This is a genomic window from Caballeronia sp. RCC_10 (assembly GCF_041360715.1).
GTDB lineage: Bacteria > Pseudomonadota > Gammaproteobacteria > Burkholderiales > Burkholderiaceae > Caballeronia > Caballeronia grimmiae.
This window is the reverse complement of record NZ_JBFUPT010000023.1, coordinates 1-21399: the sequence shown is the minus strand read 5'-3', so window position 1 is coordinate 21399 and position 21399 is coordinate 1. Positions and strand designations below refer to the sequence as shown.

Genomic DNA, 21399 nt, shown 5'->3' with positions numbered 1-21399 from the left:
GCGTCACGCCATCTGAGCCGGGAGACAGCATGAGGTTCCTCGTCGCCGACGACCACGAACTGATCCGTCAGGCTGTCAAGTCGCTGTTGCGCGGAATCGATCCCGACGCGCAATTCGACGATGCCGATAGCTGGGACACGCTCGCCGCCGCCGCCCGGCCCGAAGCGAATCACGATCTTGCGATCGTCGATCTGCACATGTCGGGCATGGCGGGCGCGTCGTCGCTGACGGCTCTGCTGAAGGCGAACCCCGCGCTGCCGCTCGTCGTGCTGTCGGCGGAAGAATCCGTCGACGAAATGCGCGCCGTGCTCGCCGCGGGCGCGCTTGGCTTCGTGCCCAAGCGCGAGCCTGCCAATGTGATGCTCAAGGCAATCGAACTCGTGCTCTCCGGCGGCGCGTACGTGCCGATCGAGGCGCTGAGTCTCATCGGGGGATCGCGTGTTGCTCCACCGCGCACGGCTGCCCCTTCACCGAACACGTCCTGCAGCGGTCCCGCCGTCACGCTTGCGCCGCATCATCTGCATCTGATGGAAAACCTGTCGCCACGCCAGCGCGAAATCATGCGGCTCGTCCACCAGGGCTGCACGAACAAGATGATCGCCCGCGAACTGCAAGTGGCCGAAGGCACGGTGAAGGTCCATCTGTCCGTGATTTTCCGGGCGCTCGGCGTGCATAACCGCTCGTCTGCGATCGCGGTCATCAACGGCTGGCTCCAGGCCGGGCGCGAACTCTGAGCGCGGCGTGCATCGACGCCACGCGCCGTCACGCCGCCTCGTCCTGGCCGCTTTCCTGCAGCAGCAGATCGAGCGTGCGGCGCAGGCGCGTCGGCGTCACCGGCTTGCGCAGGACCGGCACGCCATCGGCGGCGAGCGCGGACAGTTCGGGCGACGCCATGTCGCCGGTGATCATCACGCACGCAAGCTGATTGTGACCGCGCCGCCGCAGCGTTTCGCGCACCGCGCTGATCGCATCGACGCCCGTCTGCTGGCGGCCGATCTGGTAGTCGCATAAGAACGCGTCCGGCACGAAGCCCTCGGCGATTGCGCGTACCGCCGAGAGTTCGTCGCGGCAGCCGCGCACGATGCAGCCCCAGCGCGTGAGCAACGTGCTGAGGGCATCGAGATTGGCGGGATCGTCGTCGACGCACAGGATATGGCGGCCTTCGATCAGCGCGCCCACGGAAGGCGGCGCAGTCAGGCTCGCGGTGATCAGGCTCGCTTCGCCCAGTTTCACGGGAACGCGCACGGTGGTGCCGCGTCCGAGGTCGGAGCGCAGCGTGAGTTCGTCGCCGAGCAGCCGAATCAGGCGGCGCACCGTCGACAGGCCGAGCCCGTGGCCCTGCCGCATCGCATGCTGCGGCAGCGGCACCTGATAGAACTCTTCGAATACCAGTTCGTGTTCGTGCGGCGCAATGCCGATGCCCGAGTCGCGCACTTCGATATGGCAGCGCTCGGGATCGTTGCCATGCCGCACGCCGATCCAGATCGCGCCTCGCTCCGTGTAACGCACTGCGTTGGATACGAGATTGATCAGGATGCGTTCGAGCAGCACGGGGTCGGTCTTCGCGATACACGCGGTCGGCGCGATGCGGAACGCCAGCCCTTTCGCCGCGGCGGCAGGACGGAACTGCTTGTCGATGCGCGCGAGCAGTTCCGACAAGTGGAAGTGCTGCGGAATGACCTGCGTGACGCCGCTCTCGATGCGCGCCAGATCGAGCACCTGATTGAAAAGGTGATTCAACGCCTCGACATTGGCGATGATGTTGCGGGCGGTTTCATCGCGCTCCTCGGGCTTCGCGCCGCGCTCGCACAGCGCTTGTGCGAGCAGGCCGATTGCATGAAGCGGCTGCCTCAGGTCGTGACTTGCGGCGGCGAAGAAGCGGGTCTTCGCGCGGCTCGCGTCTTCGATCAGGCACTTCTGGCGCGTGATGGTTTCGGCGAGCCTTTGCTGGTCGACGAGCGCCGCAACGATGCACCGATGACGCCGCCGGTACTGCGCCGCCACGAGGCACAGCGCGACGCCGAACGCCGCGAGCAGCAGGCCCGTCGTCACAGGGCCATGCGCGGGCTGCACGAGATGCATGGCGATGGCCGGCGTCATCAGCGCCACGACAGCTGCGCACAGGTTCATCGAGCACAGGAAGTTCGACGCATAGGCAAGCCCGGCCAGCGCCACGATCAGGACGATATGAACGGCGACGGCATCGCTGGAATCAATCTGCGATGCCAACCATATCGACAGACCGGGTCCACCATAAAGGACGGCGTTTCCGAGCGCATGCAGGCGGACCCACTCACGCGCATCGAGCGCGAACGGACGATGACGGCGCCATGCCCACAGGCACAGCGCCGCGAGGTCCGCGATGCCATAGACAGACATGCAGACAAGGGCGATTCGCCTGTCGACTTCGCGGGGTAAGTAGATGGCACTCAGAAGGACGAGTGCGCAGCCGTGTGCGACGAAGGCAACGGGATCCGCGGCGTACAGCGTATTCGCGAGATCGGTATCGATCTCTTTCTGCTCACGATCGCCATGCATGCTCTCATCCCCTTGTCGCGGCGCAACGCTCGGTAACGGCGGCAAGCGGCGGAAGTCTCCGTGCTCGACCGGTTTACCCGAGGGTTTAGGCGACGGCTATCACTTAATCCATATTGGACGATCGGTACGAAAAAACCATACTCCTCGCGTAGCCACCGATATGGGGGGACATGATGGATACCTTGACGATGAACGCCGCGGCGGACGCCGGTCCTGTATCGACGTTGGCCGCGCTCTGGCGGCGCAGAACGCATCTGTCGCACGACGAAATGGTTTCCATCTATACGCTCGTGAAAAGCGCGTTGCGCAGCTACCATCCGCCCGAATTGCAGTCGCTGAGAGAAGACAAGGAAGAGCTGATCGCGCAGTTCATCTATTCGAAGGTGTTGAGGCTCGAACCGGGGCACACGGAATCGCATTCGGGCGAACAGAGCGCGCCATCCACCCGCTACGCCGTATGCGCCTATTTCAGGCGCTTCCTGATCGATTGCCTGCGCAGCGCGAGTTATCAGCGCGACGTGTCGATCGAACTGGACGGCATCGGCCAGCAAGTCGACGAGCATGCGCATGCGGTCGCCGATCCGGTCGAATCGGTGCTCGTGCAATACGGGCTGAGCGAGGCGCGCGTGCGGCTGCTTGCGCGCGATTTCGTCGATGGCCTCGACAAGTACGAGCGGCTCGTGCTGGCCGGCACGCTCGGATGGTCGTCGGGCGGCAAGGGCGGACTGTCGGGCGTCGCGGCGCGGCATCATATTCCGTCGTATCACTATCGCGCGGTGAAGCTCGGCGTCACGGTCAGGAAGTCAGCGCAAAGCGACGACTTCGCGGCCACGAAGATCGGCCGATGGATCAGCGCGACGCTGGGCATCGCGATCAGCGTCGACAATCAGCCGGCGATCTTCATCGTGCTGAACCTGCTCGCTGTCGAGTCCGGTCCTGGGATGGAGTAACGGAGAGACGCCGGGAAAAAATTACAACGCGCTGTCAAACGCATTTCACATTCATTTCCTACAGTGTTGCGTCATCCGGCATCCGCGAGTCGCGCAGGCTCGCGGACACGAACTCGATTCGCCGGGGACAACCCACAACAAGGAACTGAATCCGCACATGGCGCAGCCCCACGACCTCTCCCGCCGCAAAGCCCTGAAGATTCTTGCTGGCGCACCGATGCTGCCGCTCGGCCTCGCATCCACGTCGCTGCTCGCCGCGTGTGGCGGCAGCGATGTCACCACGGCCACGCCGGCGCCGGCAGCGGCCGCCGCGTTCACGACGGCTTCGTTCGGCAGCATGGCCGCGCCGTCGCTTGCGAATCCGAATGCGATGGCGACGACCACGGTCGCATCGACGATGACGGCCAGCTCCGCCGATAGCAGCACGCGCAGCTACAAGCTCGCGTATCAGCCGTTCTTCGTCACGGGCGACGTGGTGCCGAATACGGCGGGCGGCAGCATCGTCGCGGGCGGATACTTCGACATCGGCAATCAGCCGATCATCGACCGTTCGGTGGCGGGCAGCGAGCGCCAGTTTTTCTCGGATTGCCCGGACGGGACGTCGCTCATCCGGCTCGACAACCCGACGGTCAAGGGCGTCAAGGGCAACGCGGTGTTCGCGGTCGTGCAGTTCGAATACGCCACGCGCGACCGTGCGAGCGAGGACATGTACGGCAGGCTGCCGTCGCCGATCGCCGTGCTGACGCTCGATCAGGACCCGTCGACGGGCAAGCTCTCGCTCGTGAGCTACGCGAACGTCGATACATCGAAGGCCAACGGTTTGTGGATCACGTGCGGGGCGAGCCTGTCGCCCTGGAACACGCACTTGTCGAGCGAAGAGTACGAGCCGGATGCGGCCACGCTCGCGACCAACACGCAGTTCAAGGCCTACAGCCAGAATCTTTACGGCGATGCAGCGAAGGCCCGCGCGTATCACTATGGTCACCTTCCCGAAGTGACGGTTCATCCGGACGGCACGGGCACCATCAAGAAGCACTACTGTCTTGGACGCATCTCGCACGAACTGATTCAGGTGATGCCCGACAAGCGCACCGTGCTGATGGGCGACGACGCCACGAACGGCGGCCTCTTCATGTTCGTCGCGGACAAGCAAGCGGACCTCTCGGCCGGCACGCTGTACGTGGCGAAGTGGACGCAGACTTCATCGGCGGGCGCGGGCTCGGCGACGCTGACGTGGCTCAATCTCGGCCACGCCACGAGCGATGAGATCGAGGCGCTCGCCAACACGCTGACGATCGCCGACATCATGGACATCGTCACCGACGAGAAGAATCCGCCGAGCGATGCGAGCTACACGCGCATCCATTACAGCGGCAAGTACAACTGGATTCGCATCAAGCCGGGCATGGAGAAGGCGGCGGCGTTTCTGGAAACGCATCGGTATGCGGCGCTGCGCGGCGCGAGTCTCGGCTTCACGAAGCTCGAAGGCACGACGGTCAACGCGAAGGACAAGGTGCTGTACACGGCGATGTCGCAGATCGTATCGTCGATGGTCAAGGGCAATGCGCATAACGTGGATATCGCCGTCGACCGCGCGATCAACTCGGGCGCCGTGTATGCGCTGAACATGAAGAGCGGCCAGCGCGATCTGACGGGCGCGGCGATCGACAGCGAATGGGTGCCGGTGGATATGAGCGCGCCGGCTGCGCTCGTCGGCGAGGACATGGCCGCCGATGCGCTCGGCAATACGGCCAATCCGGAGAAGATCGCCAATCCCGACAACATCAAGTTTTCGGAGAAGCTGCGCACGCTGTTTATCGGCGAGGACAGCAGCATGCACGTCAACAACTTCCTGTGGGCGTATAACGTCGATACGAAGACGCTGTCACGCATTCTCTCGGCTCCGGCGGGCGCGGAATCGACGGGGCTGCATGCCGTCGACGAGATCAATGGCTGGACCTACATCATGAGCAACTTCCAGCACGCGGGTGATTGGGGCAGCGTCCACGCCAAGGTGCAGGCGACGCTCGATCCGCTGGTGCGCGCGAACTATAAGGACCGGTATGGCGCGGCGGTGGGGTATTTGACGGCGGACGCGAGTTCGATTCGGTTGGGGTAGGTTCTGCAGTTCAGATGGGCTTGGCGGGTGTCCGAAGTCCGGCGCCCGGCCATGTTCATCCTGGCGTTTTTTCAAGCCCTGCAGCGCCTTGCACGCACGCTTCGCCATGCTGCTTCACGCCGAATTACGCCTGCGCAAATTGAGGTGCCCAGACGCTAAAGCAGGCTCGTTAGCAAACCACAGGCCGCAACAAGACGCCAGCTTGTTTCGACGCAGAGTCCTGTTAGCGTCTACCCCATTGCTGCAAGTGTCCGACGAATGCGTCGATCGACAACGCATTCATCAGCAGACCATCGTGCTTGCGTAATCTGCGCGACTTCCATCCCACTGCGCTCGACCGACCATTCGCCCTTCCCTCCTCTTACTCCTCATTGAATTTATCCGTTCGGGTTATATTCTGGATACTTCACCGATTCGGTGTGCCACGCAACGGGAGGCGTCATGCGCAATGGGTCGTCTGTTCACGGCTGGCTGGTAAAACCAGCCGCGATCGTTTTCTTAATGGGCGTCTCACTGCCAGTCGCCTTCGCCGCCGGGCCGCTGCCGCAAAACGGCCAGTTCGTCGCAGGCTCAGGCAGCATCACCTCCACCGCTAACCAGGTGAACATCACCCAGGGCACGGCGCGCGGAGTCATCGACTGGAACAGCTTCTCCATCGGCGCGGGCAACAGCGTCAACGTCAACAACGGCTCCGGCGCCACGCTCTCGCGCGTCACCGGGCCGACCGCCTCCGCCATCGACGGCGCGCTCAACACCACCGGCAGCTTTTATCTCATCAATCCGCAAGGCGTCGTGATCGGACGAGGCGGCATCGTGACGACCGGCGGCCGCTTCGTCGCCGCCACGCTCGATACGCCCAACGACGCATTCATGGCGGGCGGACCGCTGACCTTCTCCGGCACGAGCAACGCTTCAGTCGTCAATCTGGGCAAGATCAGTTCGACAGGCGGCGACGTGTTGCTCATCTCGCTCGCTCACACCGAGAACGCAGGTTATATCGGCGCGCCCAACGGGACGGCCGAACTCGTCACCGGCAACCAGGTATTGCTCAAGGATTCCGCGAGCGGCACGCAGGTCTTCGTGCAGCCGGGCACGCACGGCGATGTCGTGAACAAAGGCTTTATCCGCGCCGCACAAATTCATCTCGAAGCCGCCGACGGAAACGTCTATGCGCTCGCAGGCCGCCACGCGGGACTGCGCGCAACCGGCACCGCCACTCGCGATGGCCACGTATGGCTCGTCGCGCGTGAGGGCGACGTGCAACAGCACGAAAGGATCAGCGCAAAGAACAGCGACGGCACGGGCGGCATCGTCGATACCCTCGCGAAAACCACGGAACTCGAAGACACCACGGTGACCGCCGCGAAGTGGAACATCGGCGTGAGCGAGCTGAACGCCGGGCCTCACAACGCGGCGGCGCTGTCGCAAAGCCTGTCGAACGGCACGTCGGTGAGAGTGAATGCCGACAACGACATCAACATGCTGTCGACACTGCGATGGACCGGCAATGCATCGCTCGTGCTCGCCGCCGGGCATTCGATTCTGCTCGGACCGATCACGACGATCTCCAACAGCGGCGCGGGCAATCTGTACCTGCGCGCCGATGCAAAAAGCGTCGACAACAACGGCAGCGTGACCAACGCGGGAACCATTGACTGGTCGCAGAGCACGGGTGTCGTTGCAGCGTTCTATGATTACAACGGCGCGTTCACGCCCGGCACCTTGCGCAGCAACGCGTCATGGAGCGCCGCGCCGTTCAGCGGCCTGAAGACGCAAGTGACGGCGTATCAGCTCGTCAATTCGGTCGCTGAACTCGAGAACATCTCGCAGAACCTGAGCGGGAACTACGCGCTGGGCAAGGACTTGTCCGCGACCGGTTCGTTCACGCCGATCGCCCTCAACGCCACGACCGGCTTCACCGGCCAGTTCGACGGCTTCGGACACACCATCGACGGCATCTCGTTCAGCACGACGCCCGACTCCGGCTCGCCTCCGCTCGGCATGTTCGCCACGATCGGGGCATCGGGCATCGTGCGCAATGTCACTCTGACGAATGCGTATGCGTCGCCGTGGGCCACGCTTGCAGGACTGCTCGCGGGCAGCAACGCCGGGTTGATCGCCAACGTGCACGTTTCAGGCGAGATGAGCACCGAGGAGATCGGCGCGGGCGCGATCGGCGGCGTCGTCGGCGAGAACTCGGGGACGATTTCGCGCGCCACGAGCAACGTGTCGATGTATGCGCAAGGCTCGATGGGCGGCATCGCGCTGTCGAACTCCGGGCTGATCGTGCAATCGTGGTCGGCCGGAGACTACGGCGGCGGCACGCACGCGCACGTAGGCGGCATCGCCGCGGGGAACGGCACGACCGGCATCATCAGGCAGTCGTATTCGACCGCGAGCGCGGGCGGCGTGACCGACGGCGGGCTGACTGACTACAACTCGGGCAGGATCGAGGAATCGTTCGCGGCGGTGCCCTCGCCCGGCTTGCCGCCCGGATACGTCGGCGGCATTACGTCGACGAACGTGGGCAACATCGCCAAGGACGTGTACTGGGATCGCGAAGTGTCGGGCCAAAGCGTCGGCGCGGCCACCGGCACGCCGATCCCCGCCGCGAACGGGCTCACGACCGCGCAAATGGGCATGGCGTCGAGCTTCGCGCCTACGTGGAACTTCGCGCCGGGCGGAACGTGGACGTTCATCGAAGGCGTGTCGCATCCGGTCTTGCAGTGGCAAGTGACCAAATAGCGCGATGTGACACGCACCGTCACGAGCCGAGCACGATGTACAGCATCCCGACCGGGGCTTTGGAACCGGCGGGCACGGCGGCGTGCAGCGGAAAGCCGAAGGTTCCGCGCACGTTGATGAAGCGGCTGACCTGAAAGCGGAAGCCGCCGCCGATGCCGACGAGCGATCCGTTGTTCGGCTCCGTCGGCTGATCGATGCGATTCCACACGCGGCCCGCATCGACGAACACGAAAGGTTGGATCGCGACGCCGCTCGTGCCGATGCTCCACGGCGGCGTGCGTACCTCCGTCTGCACGTTCCAGCCGCGATCGCCCTGCACGACATAGGGCAAGTAACCGCGCACGCTGCCGTCGCCGCCCAGTCCCATCTCTTCGCTCGGCAACAGGGTGTCGGGCGTCCATTGCAGCATCGCCCGTCCCGATGCGATGAATCCGCCGCCCAGCGCAAGATCGCGCTGCGCCGATAGCTGCGCGTACATGTAGCGCGGCGTCGCGCCATGCCGCGCGCTTTCGAACGCGGCGTCGCGATTGTCGGCATCGAGCCGGCCGGGACTGAGCACGACCGTCGCGTTGGCGCGCGTCTGACCCGCGGTATCGCTGCGGCTCAGTTCGTACGCGAGCAGGAACTGATGAATATGCGTGTTCGAGTTAAACACCTGAAACCCGCCGAACTCCAGATTGTTGTTCGACCGCTTGTAGTCGTAACCGAACTGCGCCTGTTGCTGCCAGCCCGAGAACGGCGTGAGCCGCCAGTCATAGCGGATGCTGGCTTGAGCCGAAATGCCGGTCTGCCCGTAGCTATCGGGCAGGCGCGGCGTGCTCTGGGCATAGACGCCGAACAGTTCGATGCGATCGTGCCACGGCAGCGGCGCCGAATAATTCAACGCGTGCGCGACGAAGCGCGGACGGTTCGGGCGCCCTTCGATATCCGGATTGCCGCTCAGCGCGTCGTTGCTGGCGGTGACCTGATAGGCGATCTGCTGATCCAGCCCGAAGAGATTGCCGTAGTCGATGCCCGCGAAGAACCGGTCGCGGCCGAGCTGCGGCACGCCCGCGTTGTCGTAGCCGGCCGAGACGCGCATCGGGAAGCGGTCGGCGGTCTGGAGGATCACGTCGGTGGTGCCGTCGGCCTCGCCGGGGGCGTAGATCACATCGACCGCGCGGTAGGGATTCGCGTTGAGCAGCGCAAGCCCGGTGGCGACGTCCGATTCGCGGACCGCATCGCCGGCGGTGAGCGGCATGTCGCCGGTGAGGAGCGTGTCCGAGAAGTAGCGATTGCCGCGCGGAATCACGCGGCCCAGCCGATAACTCGCCACCGCGATACGCACGACGCCGTCCGTGACGTCCTGCTCGGGCACGTAGACATCGACGAGCGGCAGCCCGGCTTCGCGATATTGCGCGACCACTGCCCGGCGTATCTCGGCGAGCCGCGCGAACGTGAGCGGGCGATCGAGGTCGGCGGCGAAGCCTTGCAGGAACGCGTCGTCGAGCGGTGCGAGGCCACGCGCGACGATGCGTCCGTCGCCTGCGCGCGCGACGGCGGTCGTCGGCGGCGACGCCCCTGACGCCGACGCCTCGATGATCAGTCCGCGAAGCGTCGCCACCGCGACTTCCGGCGATCCGCTTTGCGGCTCGGGCGGCGGGGGCGGCGCGGAAGGACGAGGGGCGGCGGGCGGCGGCGTGGGACTGACATCGCGATAAGCCTGCGCGTGAGCCAGTGCACTGGAGAGCAGCAGCGTCGCGAGGCCGAGGCGTGCCAGCCGGCGCGGCGGTGCGGGATGACGAACGCCCGCGAAAATGCGAGCGCGATATAGCGTGAACGGATTGCGCATCTGGCTCCAATGAGGTCGGGCACGCTCGACGATCGAATCGGCGTGCTTTGGGTCGAAGCAGCGGCGCGGGTGCGCAGTCAGCGATGTTAAGGGGGAAACGGGATGGGCGCTAGAAGCGGGGTTGGGCGGGCTGGCCGCACCCCGCCGCCTCATCCCGAGGGAAAACCCTCCTTTCCCGGTCCGCCCCCGGCCCGTCTGGCCGCCAGGCCGCGGCGAAAACAATCATTACCCTCCGGATAACGATCGCATACCCAAGGTGATTGAACCGGCATTTCCTGCTCTCTAGACTCGTCTCATGTCCTCAGCGAGAGCATCCATGTCCGACCAAACTCAAACCCCGTCCCGCTGGGCCACGCGCCGGGCGGACAAGCATCGCCGGCTCGCGCGCGTCGCATCGATCGCGGACGGTATGGTGCTGCCCACCGACCGCATCGTCGACGTATTGCAGGCGCTCGTCGCTCCCGGCGATCGCGTCGTCGTCGAAGGCAACAACCAGAAGCAGGCGGATTTCCTCTCGCGCTCGCTCGCGAAAGTCGATGCCGGCATCGTCCACGACCTGCACCTCATCATTCCCAGCGTAAGCCGCGCCGAGCACCTCGATCTCTTCGAGCGCGGCATCGCCCGAAAGCTCGACTTCGCCTACGCCGGCGCGCAAAGCCTGCGCATCTCGCAGTTCCTGCAGGACGGCATCCTCGAAGTCGGCGCGATCCACACCTACATCGAACTGTACGCGCGGCTCTACGTCGATCTGACGCCGAACGTCGTGCTGTGCGCCGGCTACAAGGCCGATCGCCAGGGCAATCTCTACACCGGCCCCAGCACCGAAGACACGCCCTCGCTCGTCGAAGCAGCCGCGTTTCGCGACGGCATCGTGATCGCGCAGGTCAACGAAATCGTCGACGATCCGAAAGACCTGCCGCGTGTCGATATCCCCGGTTCGTGGATCGACTTCGTCGTGCAGTCGGACAAGCCGTTCTTCATCGAGCCGCTCTTCACGCGCGACCCGCGCCTCATCACGCCGATGCAGGTCTTGATGGCGATGATGGCCATTCGCGGCATCTACGAAAAGCATCAGGTGCAGTCGCTCAATCACGGCATCGGCTTCAACACGGCCGCGATCGAACTGATCCTGCCGACCTACGGCGAAAAGCTCGGGCTCAAGGGCAAGATCTGCCGCCACTGGACGCTCAATCCGCATCCGACGCTCATCCCCGCCATCGAGACCGGCTGGGTCGACAGCGTCCACTGCTTCGGCGGCGAACTCGGCATGGAAGCCTATGTCGCCGCGCGGCCCGACATCTTCTTCACCGGCCGCGACGGGTCCATGCGTTCGAACCGCACGATGTGCCAGCTCGCCGGGCAATACGCGGTGGACATGTTCATCGGCTCGACGCTGCAGATGGACGGCGAAGGCAATTCGTCGACGGTCACGCACGGGCGGCTCACCGGCTTCGGCGGTGCGCCGAACATGGGCCACGATCCGCACGGCCGCCGTCATGCGACGCCCGCGTGGCTCGATCTGCTGCAAACGGACAGCCCGCTCGAACGCGGCCGCAAGCTCGTCGTGCAGATGGTCGAGACGTTCCAGGCAGGCGGGCAGCCGACCATCGTCGAATCGATCGATGCCGTCGATGTGGGCCGCGAATCGGGCATGGCGCTCGCGCCCGTGATGATCTACGGCGACGACGTCACGCACGTGCTGACCGAGGAAGGCATCGCGTATCTGTACAAGGCGCGCTCGCTGGAGCATCGCAAGGAGATGATCGCGGCGGTGTCCGGCGTCACGCCGATCGGTCTTAGAAGCGACAAGAGCAAGCTCCCGGCGCTGCGCCGCGACGGCTTCGTCGCGCTGCCCGAAGACCTCGGCATTCATCGCAGTGAAGCGAGCCGCTCGCTGCTCGCCGCCAAAAGCATGGCCGATCTCGTCGACTGGTCCGACGGGCTGTACGACCCGCCCGCGCGCTTCCGGAGCTGGTGATGCGCGATGAACTTGCCATCCGCGCCGCGCGGCCGCTGCGCCCTTCGCCGGAACGCGCCGATCGCCTCGCCTCCTACGTTGTCGAAGCGCTGATCGACGAGGTGACGCTCGCCCCGAAGCCCGGCCTCGTCGATATCCGCAGCCGTGGCGCGCATCACGATCTCGACTGGACGCTCATGTGCGTATCGGCGCTGGCGTTGCAGCCGGCGTTCGTCGAGATGGCGCGCGCGGGCATCGACATCGGATCGATGCTCGCGCTGCGCGAACGCATCGGCGCAATCGGGCGTGACGGCGAAGCGCGCATGCTCGATGCAACCGGCGGCGTCAACACGCATCGCGGCGCGATCTGGGCGCTCGGGCTGCTCGTGACCGCCGCCGCACGCGAGCCGTCGAACGTTGCGCCTGAGGCGGTCGCCGCGCTAGCCGGATCCATCGCGCGCATTCAGGATCGTCACGCGCCCATTCGCACGGGCAACAAGGGCGAACAGGCGTGCATCGACTACGACGTCGGCGGCGCACGCGGACAGGCGCAGGCGGGCTTTCCGCACGTCGTGCACGTCGCGCTGCCGGAACTCGCGCGGTCGCGTTCGCGCGGCGACAGCGAAACGTCGGCGCGTCTCAACGCACTGCTCGCGATCATGGCGAGCCTCGACGATACCTGCGTGCTCGCACGCGGCAAACGCGCGGCGCTCGCCGAGATGCAGGACGGCGCGCAGCGCGTGCTCGACGAAGGCGGCGCCGCCACGCTCGCGGGACGCCGTCATCTTCGTGCGCTCGACCGGCGTCTCGTCGAACTTCACGTATCGCCTGGCGGCGCCGCCGATCTGCTCGCCGCCGCGCTCTTTCTCGACCGGCTTCAAGGCGAAGCAATCGAATCGCCGAACACTTAGGAACGCATATGGAAAACATCGTCCTCGAATTCCCGGCGGGACAGCCCGCGCAAGGCCGCGCGCTGGTGGGCGTGGTCGCGTCGGGAGACCTCGAAGTCCTGCTCGAAGCGAACACCGCGCATCGCACGGTGGTGAAGATCGCGACGTCCGTCGATGGCAAGGGCCGCCTGTGGGAAGCCGTGCTCGAACGCATCTTCGGCGACGGCTCGCTGCCCGCCGCCAAGCTCGAAATCAACGATGCGGGCGCGACGCCCGGTGTCGTGCAACTGCGCATCGGGCAAGTGTTCGAACAACTGAAATCCAACGGCGGAGCATGAATCATGGACGCACAGCAATTGCTCGAACGCCAGAGCTTCATCGAACTCGATGCACGCAGCCGCGCGAAAAAGCTGCTCGATGAAGGCACGTTCACCGAACTGCTCGATCCGTTCGAGCGCGTCACGTCGCCGTGGCTGGCGCGGCAGAACATCGTCACGCAGTCGGATGACGGCGCGGTCGTCGCGAAGGGAACCATCGACGGTCAGCCCTCCGTGGTGCTCGGCATCGACGGCGGCTTTCAGGGCGGCAGCATGGGCGAGGTGTCGGCGGCGAAGATCGCGGGCAGCCTCGAACTCGCCGCCGAAGACAACCGCAACGGCATCCCGACGCGGGCCGTGATTCTCTTCGAGACGGGCGGCGTGCGCTTGCAGGAAGCCAATCTCGGACTCGCGGGCATCGCGGATATTCACGCGGCCATCGTCGATTTGCGGCGCTATCAGCCGGTGATCGGCATCACGGCGGGACCTATCGGATGCTACGGCGGCATGTCGATCGCGGCGGGGCTGTGCAGCTATCTGATCGGCACGCGGGAAGCGCGGCTCGGGCTCAACGGGCCGGCCGTGATCGAGCAGGAAGCGGGCATCGCCGAATTCGATTCGCGCGACCGTCCGATGATCTGGAGCTTCACCGGTTGCGAGCAGCGGCATCGCACCGGACTGATCGACGTCTTCACCGCCGACGACGCCGATGCGATCCGCGCCGCCGTCATCGACCTGTTGCGCGCCGGACGCCCCGAAGCCTGCCGCAGCGAACGCGTGGCCGGCTTCCTCAAGCGGCTCTCCGAAATCGATACGACGGCGCAAGCCACGCCGCAACAGGCAGCCGCCATCTATGGCAAGGGATTCGAATCATGAGCACACGAGAGCTTTCGAAACGCGGCGCGGTCTGGCTCGACGCGCTGACCTACAGCGCGCCGTTGCAGCCGGACTTTCCGCCGTCGGTGCGGGTGGCGGATGCGCGCATCGGCGATGATCCGGCGCGTTTCATCGCGGTGGTGCCGGACCCGGACAACCCGTTCCCGCGCGCACGCAACGGCGAAGTGGGCCTGATCGAAGGATGGGAACTCGCGCGCGCGGTGCGTGAAGTCATCGATGCGGACGCGAAGCGCGATACCAAGCGCGCGATCGTCGCCGTCATTGATGTCGCGAGCCAGGCGTACGGGCGTCGCGAGGAAGCGTACGGCATTCATCAGGCGCTCGCCGCCGCCGCCGATGCCTACGCAAGCGCGCGCCTCGCCGGGCATCCGGTGATCGGGCTGATCGTCGGCCGCGCGATGTCCGGTGCGTTTCTCGCGCACGGCTATCAGGCGAACCGGCTGATCGCGCTCGCCGACCCGCAAGTGATGGTTCACGCGATGGGCAAGGAATCCGCCGCACGCGTGACGCTGCGCACCGTCGCCGATCTCGAAGCCTTCACCGCGCACGTGCCGCCGATGGCCTATGACATCGACAACTTCGCCTCGCTCGGCTTGCTGTGGAAGCTGCTTTCGCCCGCCAACGCCGATGCCCCCGCCGCCGCCGATCAGTCGATGGTCGAAACCGCGTTGAAAGCCGCCCTCGACGACATTCGCGCCGATTCGTCGCGCGGACTGGAAAGCCGGCTCGGCAGCCCGCATCGCGCGGCTTCGGCCACGGTTCGCCGCAAGCTGCGCGAGGCATGGCGCTAACGCTTCGCCCTTGAACATCGGCTCGTCAGAAGCCAACCCGCACATCTCAGGAGACGGTAATGATCATCTATGGAACTGCATTGCTCGCGTTCTGCCATCTGGCGGGACTCTTTCTGGGCGATCTGCTCGGCACCGCAATAGGCGTTAAAACAAACGTGGGCGGCGTCGGCATCGCGATGCTGCTGCTCATCTTCCTGCGGCTCTATCTGCACAAGAAAGGCTGGTTGCCGAAGGAAACCGAAGCGGGCGTCGGCTTCTGGGGCGCGATGTACATCCCGGTCGTCGTCGCGATGGCGGCCAATCAGAACGTCGTCGCCGCGCTCAAGGGCGGGCCGGTCGCGCTGTTGTCGGCACTCGGCGCGGTCATCGCGTGCGCGGGCTGCATCGCCGTACTTTCACGCACGGGCCGCGACAGCACGTCGTTCGCCAATGCCCCGAAGCTCGAAGAAATCTGAACGCGGAGACTGCCATGTTCCAAATGATCGATAAGGTTCTGATACAAAACGGCCTCGTCACCGCGTTCGCGCTGGTCGGGCTCATCATGTGGGTGTCGTCGGTGATCTCGAAGAAGCTGACGTTCGGGCGCGTGCATGGCTCGGCGATCGCCATCGTGATCGGCCTCGTGCTCGCTTACCTGGGCGGCGCTTTCACGGCCGGTCAGAAAGGACTCGCCGATCTGCCGCTGTTCGCGGGCGTCGGCCTGATGGGCGGCGCGATGCTGCGAGACTTCGCCATCGTCGCGACCGCTTTCGAAGTGCAGGCGACCGAAGCGCGCAAGGCCGGGATGATCGGCGTCGTGTCGCTGCTGCTCGGGACGGTGCTGCCGTTCATCGTGGGCGCGAGCATTGCGCACGCGTTCGGCTACACCGACGCCGTCAGCATGACGACGATCGGCGCGGGCGCGGTCACGTATATCGTCGGTCCGGTGACGGGCGCGGCGATCGGGGCGAGTTCGGACGTGATCGCGCTCAGCATCGCGACGGGCCTCATCAAGGCGATCATCGTGATGATCGGCACGCCGCTCGCCGCCGGCTTCATGGGCCTGCGCACGCCCCGCTCCGCGATGATCTTCGGCGGGCTGGCCGGCACAGTGAGCGGCGTGAGCGCGGGACTGGCTGCGACGGATCGCCGGCTCGTGCCTTATGGCGCGCTGATCGCGACGTTCCATACGGGCGTGGGCTGCCTGCTCGGACCGTCGCTGCTGTTCTTCGCGACCAAAGCGCTGATGGGCGCGTGAGGCGCCGGGAGACTCGTTGTGTCGATCGATCGTGAAGCGCCCCGCCCGCACGACCTCGTGTGGATCGAAGACCCGGAGGACATCGTGTCCGTATCGGCGATGCCTGCGTGGGCCACGAGCGAGTGGCTGTCGATTGCGCCGGCCGTCGTGCGGCGCGAGACGGTCGAGCGCGGCGTCGTGCCGATCGGTCTGCGCGGGCGCGCGCGCAACGAGCGGTGCGCGGCCTTCGTGAATGTCGAGCGCATCGTGCGATGCGTGACGCCTGAAGCGCTCGCCGAGTCGCGCGGATGGCTTGCTGCAGACGATGCGCTCGCGAATTTGCCCTGCATGCGCGCGCTTGCCTTCATCGCGCCCGAACTCGACGCGTTGCAGTTGACGTGGGGCGTAACGGGCAGCGTCGGCTTCGCGCTGGCGAGCGGCGTAAGCACCTTGAGGCAGGACAGCGACCTCGATCTGCTGCTCCGTGCCGATCGGCCGCTGCCGCGTGATGGTGCGCACGCGCTGCTGCAGTCGCTGCTGTCGCTATTGCAGGCCGCGCCCGCACGCATCGACATGCAGGTGGACACGGGCCACGGCGGCTTCGCGCTGGCGGAGTGGGCCGGGCAATCGGGGCGCGTGATGCTGAAGACGGGGCGCGGCCCGTTGCTCGTCGCGGACCCGTGGGCGGCGCGCGCATCATGAGCGTGCTCTTTACGTTCCCCGGTCAGGGCTCGCAACGCGCCGGCATGCTGCACGCGTTGCCGGGCCATTCCGAAGCAGCGCGCACGCTCGAAGAAGCAAGCGATACGCTCGGCTACGATGCGCGCACGCTCGACGACGCCACCGCGCTGCGCTCCACCGTGTCCGTGCAGCTTTGCCTGCTGATCGCGGGCGTCGCGCAGGCGCGGGTGATTCAGGCTCAGGGTCACGAACCCGATATGGTGTCCGGACTGTCGATCGGCGCGTATCCCGCCGCGGTGACGGCCGGTGCGCTCCCTTATGCCGACGCGCTCAGGCTCGTCGCGTTGCGCGGCCATCTGATGGAGGATGCGTATCCGCGCGGATTCGGGATGACGGCGATCGTCGGCCTGACCCAGCGCGCGCTCGAACCGCTGATCGCGCAAGTGAACGGCGACGCGGAGCCGGTCTTCCTAGCGAACATCAATACGCCGACGCAGATGGTCGTCGCCGGCAGCGATGCCGCGATGCATCGTCTCGCGGTCATCGCAACCGAACACGGCGCGCAACGCTGCGAGCGTCTGGATGTCGCGGTGCCGTCGCATTCCGCCTTGCTGGATGCGCCCGCCGCCACGCTCGCCGATGCGTTCGGATCGGTCGATGTGCGCGCGCCGCGCATCGTGTACCTCAGCAGTAGCGCAGCGCGGCCGCTTTTCGATGGCGGGCGCATCGCTGCCGATCTGGCCGGCAACATGGCGCGGCAGGTGCGCTGGCACGACACGATGAGACTCGCGTGGGAGCGCGGCGCGCGACTGGCCGTCGAGATGCCGCCCGCGAACGTGTTGACGCGCCTTGCCAGCGATGTGTTCGCGCAGGGCATCGCGGTGAGTTGCAGCGAGACATCGCTGGAGGATGTGGGCGCGCTCATCGACAGGGAGCGCGCGCAAGACCAGCCTTGAAGCGTCAATCGATGTTGCGCGTGCGCAAGCGGCAGACGGCCATCAGCGCGAGCAGGTTCGGGTCGCGTTCCCGCGCGCGCAGGAAGCTGACGCCGATGGTCTGCCGCATCAGATATTGCGGCTTGAGCGGGATGAATTGCACCTTGTCGCCGAAGACGCCGCGAACGCGTCCGGGCAGCAGCGTGTATCCGACGCCGCCGCTCACGAGGTTCATCAGCGAGAAGATGTCGCCGGTTCGCACGGTGACATTCGGCTCAAAGCCCGCGACGCGAAACGCCTCGACGAAGCCGTGATAGGTCGCGAAGCCTTCGCCGAGCGAGACGAAGTTTTCTTCGCGGCAGTCGCGCAAATCGACGGCTTCCTGGTTGGCGTAGGGCGAATTGGCGGGCGCGGCGAAGAAGATGTCGTCTTCGAAGAGCGGGATGGATTCGACTTCCGGCTCGGCATCGGGCAGGGCCATCAAGGCGGCGTCGATTTCGCTGCGCTTGAGTTTGTCGATCAGCAATTCATTGGACCCGAGCACGAGTTCGACTTGCAGCGTCGGCCTGCGCACCTTGATATCGACGACGATGCCCGGCACCGTGCGGATGGTCAGCGAATAGAGCGAGCCGATTTTCAGCCGGTCGGAGGAATAGCCGGCGGCTTCACGCGTCGCGCGGATGCCGTCGGTCATCAGCGTGATGACTTCCTGCGCGACATCGGCGAGCATTTGGGCGGCTTCGGTCGATTTGAGATTGCGGCCCTCATGACGAAAGAGCGCGCACCGCACGCCCTGCTCGAGCGAATGCAACGCGCGATGCACGCTGACCGTGCTCACGTTCAGCGCCTCGGCCGCCTTCGCGAGATTGCCGGTCTCCATGAAAGCGAGCAGGACTTCGAGCTTGCGGAAGGTGATTTCGTCGTCGATTCGGGGCATGGGGGTGGCGGGAGCGGAATGGCTAGCAGGCGAGAAAGCAAGACGCAACGTTAATCCGCACATGGTACAGAAATCGGGGGATTCGGTTGTTTGTGGCGAAGCTTCTACGATTGCCACACGTCGCTGGAACGACGCCGAAGCTTATGACCGGAAATGCATGCTATGGACGCAGCGAACAATTGATGACGGCAGATAGCGCATTCCAGACTATTCCGCGAAGGTCGTTTGAGCGATCCGCGCCAAGCGCAAGATGGCACTGCTTCGCCGCTGCGCTTTACATCGCCATGCCACCGCGTTGGCTTTCACGCTCGAGTGCGTCCTTCCGCAACTGCCGCATATATCGCTCCGGTTCGAAGCGCATGCCCACGATCGGCGCGTCCGCGGATGGCTGACCTAGCCAACTCGACCAACCCAACTGTTCGGCGGCGCCAAGCGCGGCGCTAGGAACGCTTTGCGGCTCGATTTGCAGTTCCAACAACCACTCGAACTCCAAACCGAGGTAGATGCGGACTAATTCGACCAGCCGCAACAAATCGGCTCCGCGCGGGGTGAAACCCTGATAGTGCATCAGATTCAGCGGTCCGATCACCATGCAGAAGCGATGGCGTCGATCGAGCACTTGCTCACCCAGAATCGCCCCTGCGCCCATACTCGCTGACACGCCCAGCTGACCCAAGCGGCAGTGACGTTCTGACGGCAATGTCACCCAACTGCTGGTGAATTCATCGATCATTACAGGCACGCCGAAATGGTGAGCCACTGCGTGGACAAGCGCTTGCGGATCGCGCGATTCACTCACCAGATGTGGCGTCGCCGACAGGCGCGCGTGTTCGGGAAAAGACGAGACCCGGTCCTTCCTCTGAAGATGTCCCGACAAACTGGAGGCATAGCCGGAAAAAATATCTTCCTCGGGCCGATCGAGACTGCCAGTCGACTGCGCGGACGCCCACGCACGGTAGAGCAAAGTGAGCGAGCGATGCTGAAAGATGTCAAGAAAGCTGCTTAACGTCCGGTCGCCCCGCTGCTCCTCTCGCTCGCGGGCGATCTCCGTTACGTGAATGGGAAGTGGCCCATTCGGACCGAGCATGCCAAGACCATAAAGCCGAATGTGCAGTTTTCCATTTCTGAGTTGCGCCTCCGCTACCTCGCTCGGAGCGAAAATCAGACTTGGCTTCTGGCCTAGGCTAAAAGCCTCCGCATTCGGCAACTGAGCTGCACCTACCGCAGTGCCAGCCGGGTTCGCGCTTATCCGTCGCATAAGCGCTAAGAAACCATAGCGCCACGGCGCGTCTCGCAAACGCTCGACAAGTTGCTCGGCGACGATCGTAGTGGGCAATGTCCCCTCCATGGCTCACCTGTATTCAGCAGACTGCAATGCCATCGAAAATCTCATTCGACGCTTGAAATCAGGCTGCATCCGCACGTCGCCCGGTGCCCGTGGCGAGCAACCGGTACACCGCGGTCACGTATCTTCTCATCGCCATCGATGATCACGTTAGGATCAACCTCCGGATGCAATGGGCAACTGACCTTATCGCCCTTACGGGCAACCTTTCGACCTCTAAAGTTCATGGTCTCCGATGCAGTGATCACTTTACCGCCGTGATCAGTGCAATCATCCAGGCGAACGATATCGATGCTTCTCATGGCTCAAGCCTCGTGATACGAAAGATTTATAGGAACCCGAGAGTCGGCTTCCCGCTTGCTGACGTGTTGGCCCACATACTGTACGAAATGGCCGGACTCTCGACCGTGGCTAATCGTACTGAGGGTCCTTCTCTTGCATGGGATACGACGGATATCTGGACGAAACCTTTTTCTTGAAGAAGTCGACCCCGTCTCGGTAAACCTTCTCAAGGCATTCGACGTTCGCGCATTTGTTGCGCACGTTCCGTATCCATTGGATCTGTTCCAGTCGGACTGGATCTTCGTATGAGATCTCCTTCGAATAAATGTCTTGCATTTCCACAAAACCGAGATTGACCGACGCATCAAGCTCGACGAGATGAGAATTCGCACAGACGCTACGGTCAAGCGCAGATGTCGCTTTCAAGCAATTCAGAGCTTGAGTCGCATCCCTCGGTGGAGTAGCGTAGGATCGGAACATGTACATCCAGTCCCCACCCCAAACGATGACAGCATCTTTCGATTGATATATCTTCGAATATCGAAATGCACGACAGTCCGCTGACGGGCTATCACCGAGCAGAATTGAAGATGACAAATCGCTGTACGCCGCTCTGAATTTTTTTGATAGGAACTGCTCTAACTTATCAGGCGTTCCAAACGTCTTTGCAGCGATAATGTCGAAGCTAAACGGGCCTTGCTTATCAATCGCAAGCTTGCACGTCGTATCACCGAAATCGTTCCGATAGAGAAATTCGTTTTGCCTGATCGACACAAATCCCGAAAACGCTGGGTTCGATGGGAAAAACAAAGCTGGTGAATCGGCAGTCTGCTCCACCTTAGCTACACCGACATACGCGTACTTCTCTTCGGCTTGTGTGAACGGCAAATATGGGCAGCCTCAAATCTGAAGTGCAACACCCGTTTCGTATAAGGTGTTGCGATGCACGAAAGAACTCAGTATCAGCA

19 protein-coding genes are annotated in these 21399 nt (G+C 64.3%); 13 read left to right on the top strand and 6 right to left on the bottom strand.

Features of this window, described 5'->3' with window-relative positions; all coding sequences use genetic code 11:
• Nucleotides 1-29: 29 nt before the first annotated feature.
• Nucleotides 30-734 (top strand): response regulator transcription factor, encoded by a 705-nt coding sequence (locus tag AB6804_RS26230; RefSeq protein WP_035966645.1) that lies wholly within the window; start codon nucleotides 30-32, stop codon nucleotides 732-734.
• 28 nt (nucleotides 735-762) lie between these two features.
• Here AB6804_RS26230 and AB6804_RS26225 read toward each other — a convergent pair whose 3' ends face one another.
• Nucleotides 763-2538: a hybrid sensor histidine kinase/response regulator gene (locus AB6804_RS26225; RefSeq protein ID WP_370888923.1), complete on the bottom strand. Its 1776-nt coding sequence runs from the start codon at nucleotides 2536-2538 to the stop codon at nucleotides 763-765.
• A 173-nt stretch (nucleotides 2539-2711) separates the two neighbouring features.
• Between AB6804_RS26225 and AB6804_RS26220 the strand changes: the two genes are divergently transcribed.
• The 3 genes from AB6804_RS26220 to AB6804_RS26210 all read left to right on the top strand — a co-directional run bounded on the left by AB6804_RS26220 (nucleotide 2712) and on the right by AB6804_RS26210 (nucleotide 8352).
• Entirely contained in the window at nucleotides 2712-3488 is a 777-nt protein-coding gene (locus tag AB6804_RS26220; RefSeq protein ID WP_370888949.1) for a hypothetical protein, read from the top strand.
• Between the two features lie 157 nt (nucleotides 3489-3645).
• Entirely contained in the window at nucleotides 3646-5607 is a 1962-nt protein-coding gene (locus AB6804_RS26215; protein WP_370888922.1) for a PhoX family phosphatase, read from the top strand.
• A 501-nt stretch (nucleotides 5608-6108) separates the two neighbouring features.
• Nucleotides 6109-8352 carry a filamentous hemagglutinin N-terminal domain-containing protein gene (locus tag AB6804_RS26210; protein WP_370888921.1) on the top strand — a complete coding sequence of 748 codons (2244 nt, stop codon included), beginning with the start codon at nucleotides 6109-6111 and terminating at the stop codon, nucleotides 8350-8352.
• A 19-nt stretch (nucleotides 8353-8371) separates the two neighbouring features.
• On the opposite strand, the gene AB6804_RS26205 is transcribed toward AB6804_RS26210, so the two are convergent.
• Nucleotides 8372-10183: a ShlB/FhaC/HecB family hemolysin secretion/activation protein gene (locus AB6804_RS26205; protein ID WP_370888920.1), complete on the bottom strand. Its 1812-nt coding sequence runs from the start codon at nucleotides 10181-10183 to the stop codon at nucleotides 8372-8374.
• Between the two features lie 316 nt (nucleotides 10184-10499).
• Between AB6804_RS26205 and mdcA the strand changes: the two genes are divergently transcribed.
• The 9 genes from mdcA to mdcH are packed head-to-tail and all read left to right on the top strand — an operon-like array spanning nucleotide 10500 to nucleotide 17888.
• Nucleotides 10500-12161, top strand: coding sequence for a malonate decarboxylase subunit alpha (gene mdcA / locus AB6804_RS26200; protein ID WP_370888919.1), 1662 nt, complete (start codon nucleotides 10500-10502; stop codon nucleotides 12159-12161).
• Nucleotides 12161-13051, top strand: a complete 891-nt coding sequence (locus AB6804_RS26195) for a triphosphoribosyl-dephospho-CoA synthase (protein WP_370888918.1) — start codon at nucleotides 12161-12163, stop codon at nucleotides 13049-13051. The genes mdcA and AB6804_RS26195 overlap by 1 nt, the downstream gene beginning before the upstream one ends.
• A gap of 8 nt (nucleotides 13052-13059) precedes the next feature.
• Nucleotides 13060-13368: a malonate decarboxylase subunit delta gene (locus AB6804_RS26190; RefSeq protein ID WP_370888917.1), complete on the top strand. Its 309-nt coding sequence runs from the start codon at nucleotides 13060-13062 to the stop codon at nucleotides 13366-13368.
• Nucleotides 13369-13371: 3 nt separating this feature from the next.
• Nucleotides 13372-14223 (top strand): biotin-independent malonate decarboxylase subunit beta, encoded by an 852-nt coding sequence (locus AB6804_RS26185; protein ID WP_370888916.1) that lies wholly within the window; start codon nucleotides 13372-13374, stop codon nucleotides 14221-14223.
• Nucleotides 14220-15035 carry a biotin-independent malonate decarboxylase subunit gamma gene (gene mdcE, locus AB6804_RS26180; RefSeq protein ID WP_370888915.1) on the top strand — a complete coding sequence of 272 codons (816 nt, stop codon included), beginning with the start codon at nucleotides 14220-14222 and terminating at the stop codon, nucleotides 15033-15035. Before AB6804_RS26185 ends, mdcE begins: the two co-directional genes overlap by 4 nt.
• A 59-nt stretch (nucleotides 15036-15094) precedes the next feature.
• The gene (madL, locus tag AB6804_RS26175) at nucleotides 15095-15490 is read left to right on the top strand and encodes a malonate transporter subunit MadL (RefSeq protein ID WP_035966631.1); all 396 of its coding nucleotides are present in this window, start codon (nucleotides 15095-15097) and stop codon (nucleotides 15488-15490) included.
• Between the two features lie 14 nt (nucleotides 15491-15504).
• Nucleotides 15505-16272 (top strand): malonate transporter subunit MadM, encoded by a 768-nt coding sequence (madM, locus tag AB6804_RS26170; protein WP_370888914.1) that lies wholly within the window; start codon nucleotides 15505-15507, stop codon nucleotides 16270-16272.
• An 18-nt stretch (nucleotides 16273-16290) separates the two neighbouring features.
• A complete protein-coding gene (locus tag AB6804_RS26165; RefSeq protein ID WP_370888913.1) occupies nucleotides 16291-16953 on the top strand; it encodes a malonate decarboxylase holo-ACP synthase in 663 nt (220 codons plus the stop codon).
• A complete protein-coding gene (mdcH, locus tag AB6804_RS26160) occupies nucleotides 16950-17888 on the top strand; it encodes a malonate decarboxylase subunit epsilon (RefSeq protein ID WP_370888912.1) in 939 nt (312 codons plus the stop codon). The genes AB6804_RS26165 and mdcH overlap by 4 nt, the downstream gene beginning before the upstream one ends.
• A gap of 4 nt (nucleotides 17889-17892) precedes the next feature.
• Here the strand turns inward: mdcH and AB6804_RS26155 are convergent, their stop codons facing one another.
• The 4 genes from AB6804_RS26155 to AB6804_RS26140 form a co-directional block, all read right to left on the bottom strand.
• Nucleotides 17893-18804: a LysR family transcriptional regulator gene (locus tag AB6804_RS26155; RefSeq protein WP_370888911.1), complete on the bottom strand. Its 912-nt coding sequence runs from the start codon at nucleotides 18802-18804 to the stop codon at nucleotides 17893-17895.
• A 274-nt stretch (nucleotides 18805-19078) separates the two neighbouring features.
• Entirely contained in the window at nucleotides 19079-20140 is a 1062-nt protein-coding gene (gene tssG, locus AB6804_RS26150) for a type VI secretion system baseplate subunit TssG (RefSeq protein ID WP_370888910.1), read from the bottom strand.
• Nucleotides 20141-20193: 53 nt separating this feature from the next.
• A complete protein-coding gene (locus AB6804_RS26145) occupies nucleotides 20194-20451 on the bottom strand; it encodes a PAAR domain-containing protein (protein ID WP_370888909.1) in 258 nt (85 codons plus the stop codon).
• A 109-nt stretch (nucleotides 20452-20560) separates the two neighbouring features.
• Nucleotides 20561-21319 carry a hypothetical protein gene (locus AB6804_RS26140; RefSeq protein WP_370888908.1) on the bottom strand — a complete coding sequence of 253 codons (759 nt, stop codon included), beginning with the start codon at nucleotides 21317-21319 and terminating at the stop codon, nucleotides 20561-20563.
• Between the last annotated feature and the right edge of the window lie 80 nt (nucleotides 21320-21399).

Bases quoted from the DNA above. Each gene is read 5' to 3' on its own strand.
- AB6804_RS26230 (WP_035966645.1), top strand. From the start codon at position 30: ATGAGGTTCCTCGTCGCCGACGACCACGAACTGATCCGTCAGGCTGTC.
- AB6804_RS26225 (WP_370888923.1), bottom strand. From the start codon at position 2,538: ATGCATGGCGATCGTGAGCAGAAAGAGATCGATACCGATCTCGCGAAT.
- AB6804_RS26220 (WP_370888949.1), top strand. From the start codon at position 2,712: ATGGATACCTTGACGATGAACGCCGCGGCGGACGCCGGTCCTGTATCG.
- AB6804_RS26215 (WP_370888922.1), top strand. From the start codon at position 3,646: ATGGCGCAGCCCCACGACCTCTCCCGCCGCAAAGCCCTGAAGATTCTT.
- AB6804_RS26210 (WP_370888921.1), top strand. From the start codon at position 6,109: ATGGGCGTCTCACTGCCAGTCGCCTTCGCCGCCGGGCCGCTGCCGCAA.
- AB6804_RS26205 (WP_370888920.1), bottom strand. From the start codon at position 10,183: ATGCGCAATCCGTTCACGCTATATCGCGCTCGCATTTTCGCGGGCGTT.
- mdcA (WP_370888919.1), top strand. From the start codon at position 10,500: ATGTCCGACCAAACTCAAACCCCGTCCCGCTGGGCCACGCGCCGGGCG.
- AB6804_RS26195 (WP_370888918.1), top strand. From the start codon at position 12,161: ATGCGCGATGAACTTGCCATCCGCGCCGCGCGGCCGCTGCGCCCTTCG.
- AB6804_RS26190 (WP_370888917.1), top strand. From the start codon at position 13,060: ATGGAAAACATCGTCCTCGAATTCCCGGCGGGACAGCCCGCGCAAGGC.
- AB6804_RS26185 (WP_370888916.1), top strand. From the start codon at position 13,372: ATGGACGCACAGCAATTGCTCGAACGCCAGAGCTTCATCGAACTCGAT.
- mdcE (WP_370888915.1), top strand. From the start codon at position 14,220: ATGAGCACACGAGAGCTTTCGAAACGCGGCGCGGTCTGGCTCGACGCG.
- madL (WP_035966631.1), top strand. From the start codon at position 15,095: ATGATCATCTATGGAACTGCATTGCTCGCGTTCTGCCATCTGGCGGGA.
- madM (WP_370888914.1), top strand. From the start codon at position 15,505: ATGTTCCAAATGATCGATAAGGTTCTGATACAAAACGGCCTCGTCACC.
- mdcH (WP_370888912.1), top strand. From the start codon at position 16,950: ATGAGCGTGCTCTTTACGTTCCCCGGTCAGGGCTCGCAACGCGCCGGC.
- AB6804_RS26155 (WP_370888911.1), bottom strand. From the start codon at position 18,804: ATGCCCCGAATCGACGACGAAATCACCTTCCGCAAGCTCGAAGTCCTG.
- AB6804_RS26145 (WP_370888909.1), bottom strand. From the start codon at position 20,451: ATGAGAAGCATCGATATCGTTCGCCTGGATGATTGCACTGATCACGGC.